The following is a 5,087-nucleotide window of genomic DNA, read 5'->3' on the forward strand; positions in this document are numbered from 1 at the left end:
GGGCGAGGCGGGGCCGGAGCGGCAGCCGCCGCACCCGGATTGCGTCGCCTTTGCGCGGTTGCTGCTTCGCGCCGGTGCCCGGGCCAATGACAGCCAGGCGCTCTACAACCGGATGTTCGAGCCGGACAATTCCTGCCTCCAGCTGCTTCTCGACCATGGCCTCAATGCCGACGACCGCAACAATTGGCTGGTGCGCAACGATGGCGGTCTGGTCGAAAACGGCGAGCGCGTCTTCGACTATCAGCTTGCCTGGGCGCTGGAAAAGCGGATGTCCGATCGTGTCCGGCTGCTCGTCGCGCACGGTGCCGACGTCAATCGCCCGATCAAGGGGCGCACGCCTTATCAATGGGCCGAACTCGGCGGCGATCCGGCGCTGGCGCAATACCTCGTGTCGCGCGGCGCGACCGAAGCGCCGCTGGAAGATGTCGACCGGCTGGCTCGTGCCATCGGCGAAGTGAAGGCCGACGAGGCGAGGGAACTCGTCGATGCGGATCCGACGCTTGTGGCCCGAACTGAAGCCGCGCACCCGGCTATCCTGCACGAGGCGGCGGGCGAGGACCGGCACGACGCTGTCGCGCTGATGCTGTCGCTCGGCTTCGACGTCAACCGCATGACCTCGCGCACGCCGTTGCACGAGGCGGCGCTGCATGGCCATATCGCGATGGCGCGGCGCCTGCTCGATCACGGCGCCAATGCCTCGGCCCGCGATCCCTACCATCATGCACCGCCGATCGGCTGGGCCAAGTACAACGGCAAGGACGAGATGGTCGCCTTCCTGAAGGATCAGCCGCTCGATGTCTTCGCAGCCGCGTCCTTCGGTGTGACCGCGCGCCTCGCCGATATCCTCGACCGGCAGCCGGATCTGATCGAAACGCCATTCGGCACGTTCCGCGGCCGCGGCCGACCGGAACCGCAGCACGACTGGATGACGCCGCTGGCCTTCGCGGTGATCAACGGGCAGGCGGAATCGGTACAGCTGCTTCTCGAAAGGGGCGCGAATGCGCGCCTTCGGGATGGCGCCGCAGGTCCATCGATACGCGATCTTGCCGTAGAGCAAGGCAATGCGGAGATCATCGCCTTGCTGCGCGTTTCGGCCGCCGCTCCGCAATAGGCTGTGCAGAAGGAGGCGCGGGCGATTGCCCGCACCTCCAGATCTCCGCTGCGACCGCTGATTGTCGGCTGATTCAGCCGGTTGAAATCGTTAATTATTTTATCACCAGCTTATTTAAGCCAAACTTCGATATTGGCCGCTAGGGTGCCCTCAGTATCGGCTGCCATCGTTGCGCATCGCACCTCCACAAGTGCTAGAATGCCCGGCATGGCCGGTGCGGACGAGGGGGACTGGCGTGGTGGAAAAGGCGTTGCGGCAGGCAAAACGGGACAAGACGGTCTGGGCGATCCATGCCGCCTGTACCCTGGTCGCGGTCCTGATCATTGCAAGCCTCATCTATGTGCTCGACCGGTCGGTCACCGAGGCCGATCGTTTCGGACTTTCGGCCGAGCGCCGGCTCGTCGCAAACGAACTGCGCCACCAGATGGATGCCGTGGTTCAGTTCCAGGCGCAGGTGTCCTTCTGGGACAAGACCTACGAGGAACTGGCGAGCGGGCACGCCAGCAGCAGTTTTATCACGGACGAGCTTTCGGGCTGGCTTTGGGAAGACTACGGCTTCTCCTGGATCATCTTCACGGATCCGGCGCGCAACGTCTCGACGGCGCTCAAGGATGGCGTGTCGGTTCCGGCCGGGGTGGCGCGCGTGCCGATCGACGAGGTCGACGATCTCGTGGAGGAGGCCAAGCGCCGCTACGACAATGCGCTCAGGAACAACGGCGGCACCTATAAACTCGATGTCACGACGCCGGATCCGCAATCCGTCATGCCGGCGGTGCCCGGCATCCACGCGGTGGACCTGCGCGAGATCGACGGGCGCATGAGCGTTGCGGTGGTGCAGGCGGTCATCCCGGAGACTTTGGTGGTTCCGGCGGAACGGCGCGATCCGGTGCTGATGGTCGCGGTTCGACCGGTCACGCCGAAGATGACGCGCGAGATCGCGGCGCGGCTGGGTATTCGCGGACTGGCCTTTGTTCCGCTCAACGAGCGGCCAGCAAGCAGCGCCTATGCGTCTGTCGGGCGCTGCACCGATTCGTCCTGTCTCGTGGCCGCCTGGGTGCCGAAATCGCCCGGCGGGTTCGTCCGCGCGGAACTGTTGCCGAGCGTCATCATCATGGCGATTGTCGCAGCCCTGCTGATGGCCTTCGTGGCGCTGCGCTTCTCGACGCTCTTTGCCGCCCTGCAGCAGAGCGAAGCGCTGAACCGGCACCTGGCCAAGCACGACCGCCTGACGGGGCTGATGAACCGCAGCGGCTTCGACGACATGCTGGCAGCGGCGCTTCTGCGGGCGAATACCCACCCTTTCACGCTCGTCTATGCCGATCTCGACGAGTTCAAGGAGGTCAACGACCGGCATGGCCACGCCGCCGGCGATGCCGTGCTGGTGGCCATGGCCGAGCGTTTTCGCAATCGCGCCGGGCCGAAGGGCACGGTCGCTCGGCTCGGAGGTGACGAATTTGCGGTCATTCTCGGCGATTGCAGCGAGGCCGAGGCCCGCAGCCTGACGGCCGGCCTGATTGCCGACGCGCAGACGCCGGTCGCCTTCAACGGCCAGATGCTCGTCGTCGGCGGCAGCGCCGGCATTGCCTTTGCACCGCGGCACGGACAGACGGCGCGCCAGTTGCTGCTGGCTGCGGACGAAGCGCTCTATCTCGCCAAGCGGCGCGGCCGCAATCGCTTCGAAACGGCCGACGACATGGTGTTGCCGGCCGAAAAGAACGATGGCCAGACGGCCGCTTGAAGGTTCAGCGCCGGCTGGCGGCCGCGCTACTCCGGAACATTATAGGGCGTGATCACCACCACGGCGGAGAGCTGCGGGCCGATCACCGGCGCCTGGGCGCCCGGCCGCAGCATCATCGTGCGAAAGGCGGTGCGTGCATCGGTCCTCAGGTCGTGATGCAGCACGAAGTGAATGCGCCGTTCGCGCAGCAGCGCCAGATTGTCCTCATCGAGATCATGGGCGATGTAGAGCATGCAGGAGCGTTCGAGGCCCTCGAAGGCTGCAAGCACGGAGCGGTTGCCGCCGCCGATCGAATAGGCCGCGTTGATATCCGGATTGGCCGAAAGCGCTGCATGGGCCAAGAGCCCGGTTTCACTGTCGCGGCCGTGGCCTTCGCTGATCTCGACGATCCGGATTGCCGGATAGCGCTCGCGCAGCACCCGGCGAAAGCCGATCTCTCGTTCTTCCTCACCTCGAAAACGGCCGCTCGAAAGGGTCACCAGCACGGTTGCCGCCGCGCCGAAAAAGCGCTCGCCGAGGAGGTAGGCGGCCGTTTCGCCCGCCGCCCGGTTGTCGGCGCCGGCATAGGCCGTCCGCTGCGAATGGGGCAGGTCGGTTACCAGCGTCACGACGGGCGTGCCGCCCATCTCGAAGCGGGCGACGGCCGCAACGATCTCGGGCACGTCTGGCGCCTTCAGCACCAGCCCGTCGGTTCCGCGCAGCCGGATGCGGTCGAGCAGTTGCACGATGTCCTGCGGGCGCATCGTCTCGGCAAAGTGGAACCGGCAACGAAAGACGGTGGGCGCGAAGGTCAGCGCCTCGCTCTCGAAGGCGCGCCGCACCGCATCGGTAAAGCGCTGCGGCGACTCCATGACGATATCGATCGCGAACTTGCGCCCCTGGATGTCGAGGCCGGCCTGCTGCTTTTCCAGTTCCTCGATGGCTGCGCGAACCCGGGCCTCCGTCTGGCGGCGCACGCCCGGCCGTTCGTTGAGCACACGATCGACGGTCGCGGTGCTAAGGCCGGCCTGAAAGGCGATGTCCTTGACCAGAAACGGATGGGCCACCGTCGCGACTCCTGATGGATTTTTGATGGATTCTTGCTCTATATCATGTTTTGCCGCCGCCTATAGTCGTGTTCATCAGGATGTTCCAGAGGAGGAAACGCGATGAAGACCGACAACAAAGCGCGCCAGCGGATCGACCGTGTCTGGCTCACCGAGGAGGCCTGCGATCTCGAGGCGTTCCGGGCGGAAGTCGAACGCCAGACCGATCTGTCCGACTATCCCCATGCCTCCGGCTGCGAAAAGAACGTCCTGATCTATGACAGCGCCGCGTTGATTGCGGCGTGCGGCGACGGCGAGGCGCGGCGTTCGGTTCTGGCGGAAATCTGCGAGGCGCTGGCAACGGGCCCCGGCGTGGCGGTCTTCAAGCGCGCCTATGCCGATTCGGCGGCAATCGACATCGCAAGCGGGGTCTTCGATGCCATCATCGAAGAGCAACATCGCAGCAACAGCGGCGGAGGCGATCACTTCGCCAAGCCCGGCGCCAACGACCGCATCTGGAACTCGCTGGAAAAGCACTGCCTGAACGCACCGGAGAATTTCGCCGCCTATTACGGCAATGCCATCATCGCGCTCGTCAGCGAGGCCTGGCTCGGGCCGAACTACCAGATGACGGCGCAGGTCAACCGGGTCAACCCGGGTGGGGCGGCGCAATCGGCGCACCGAGACTATCACCTCGGCTTCCAGACGGCGGCTGTGATCGAGCAGTATCCGGCGCATGTTCACAAGCTTTCGCCGGTGCTGACGCTGCAGGGCGCGGTTGCCCATTGCGACATGCCGCTCGAAAGCGGACCGACGCTATTCCTGCCCTATAGCCAGACCTATGTGCCGGGCTATCTGGCGCTCAACCGGCCGGAGTTCCGCGCCTATTTCGACGCAAACCACGTGCAGCTCCCGCTTGAAAAGGGTGACGTCGTCTTCTTCAATCCGGCGCTCTTTCATGCTGCCGGCACCAACCGCTCCCAAGATATCCGCCGCGTCGCCAACCTGCTGCAGGTGTCTTCGGCCTTCGGTCGCGCCATGGAAACCGTCGACCGACTGACGATGAGCGCGGCGCTCTATCCGGCCTTGCGGGCCTTGCTGGCGAACGGCAAGCTGTCGCGGGCGGAAGCGGCCAATGCCATCGCCTCGTGTGCCGAAGGCTACTCGTTCCCGACCAATCTTGACCGAGACCCGCCAATCGGCGGGCTGGCGC

Annotated in this window: 4 protein-coding genes; 3 read left to right on the forward strand and 1 reads right to left on the reverse strand. The window is 65.3% G+C overall.

The genetic code is table 11. The features are described 5' to 3' along the window. Positions 1-1,111: ankyrin repeat domain-containing protein (locus L981_RS30620; protein ID WP_043625753.1), on the forward strand; the 1,111-nt coding region annotated here is incomplete at its 5' end. Between the two features lie 235 nt (positions 1,112-1,346). Then, positions 1,347-2,849, forward strand: coding sequence for a diguanylate cyclase domain-containing protein (locus L981_RS33500; RefSeq protein ID WP_156134298.1), 1,503 nt, complete (start codon positions 1,347-1,349; stop codon positions 2,847-2,849). A gap of 26 nt (positions 2,850-2,875) precedes the next feature. On the opposite strand, the gene L981_RS30630 is transcribed toward L981_RS33500, so the two are convergent. Beyond that, positions 2,876-3,895, reverse strand: coding sequence for a LacI family DNA-binding transcriptional regulator (locus L981_RS30630; protein ID WP_043625756.1), 1,020 nt, complete (start codon positions 3,893-3,895; stop codon positions 2,876-2,878). Between the two features lie 102 nt (positions 3,896-3,997). Between L981_RS30630 and L981_RS30635 the strand changes: the two genes are divergently transcribed. After that, on the forward strand, positions 3,998-5,087 hold a 1,090-nt coding region (locus tag L981_RS30635; protein ID WP_043625759.1), incomplete at its 3' end, for a phytanoyl-CoA dioxygenase family protein.

Source organism: Ensifer sp. ZNC0028, assembly GCF_000799055.1.
Lineage (GTDB): Bacteria > Pseudomonadota > Alphaproteobacteria > Rhizobiales > Rhizobiaceae > Ensifer.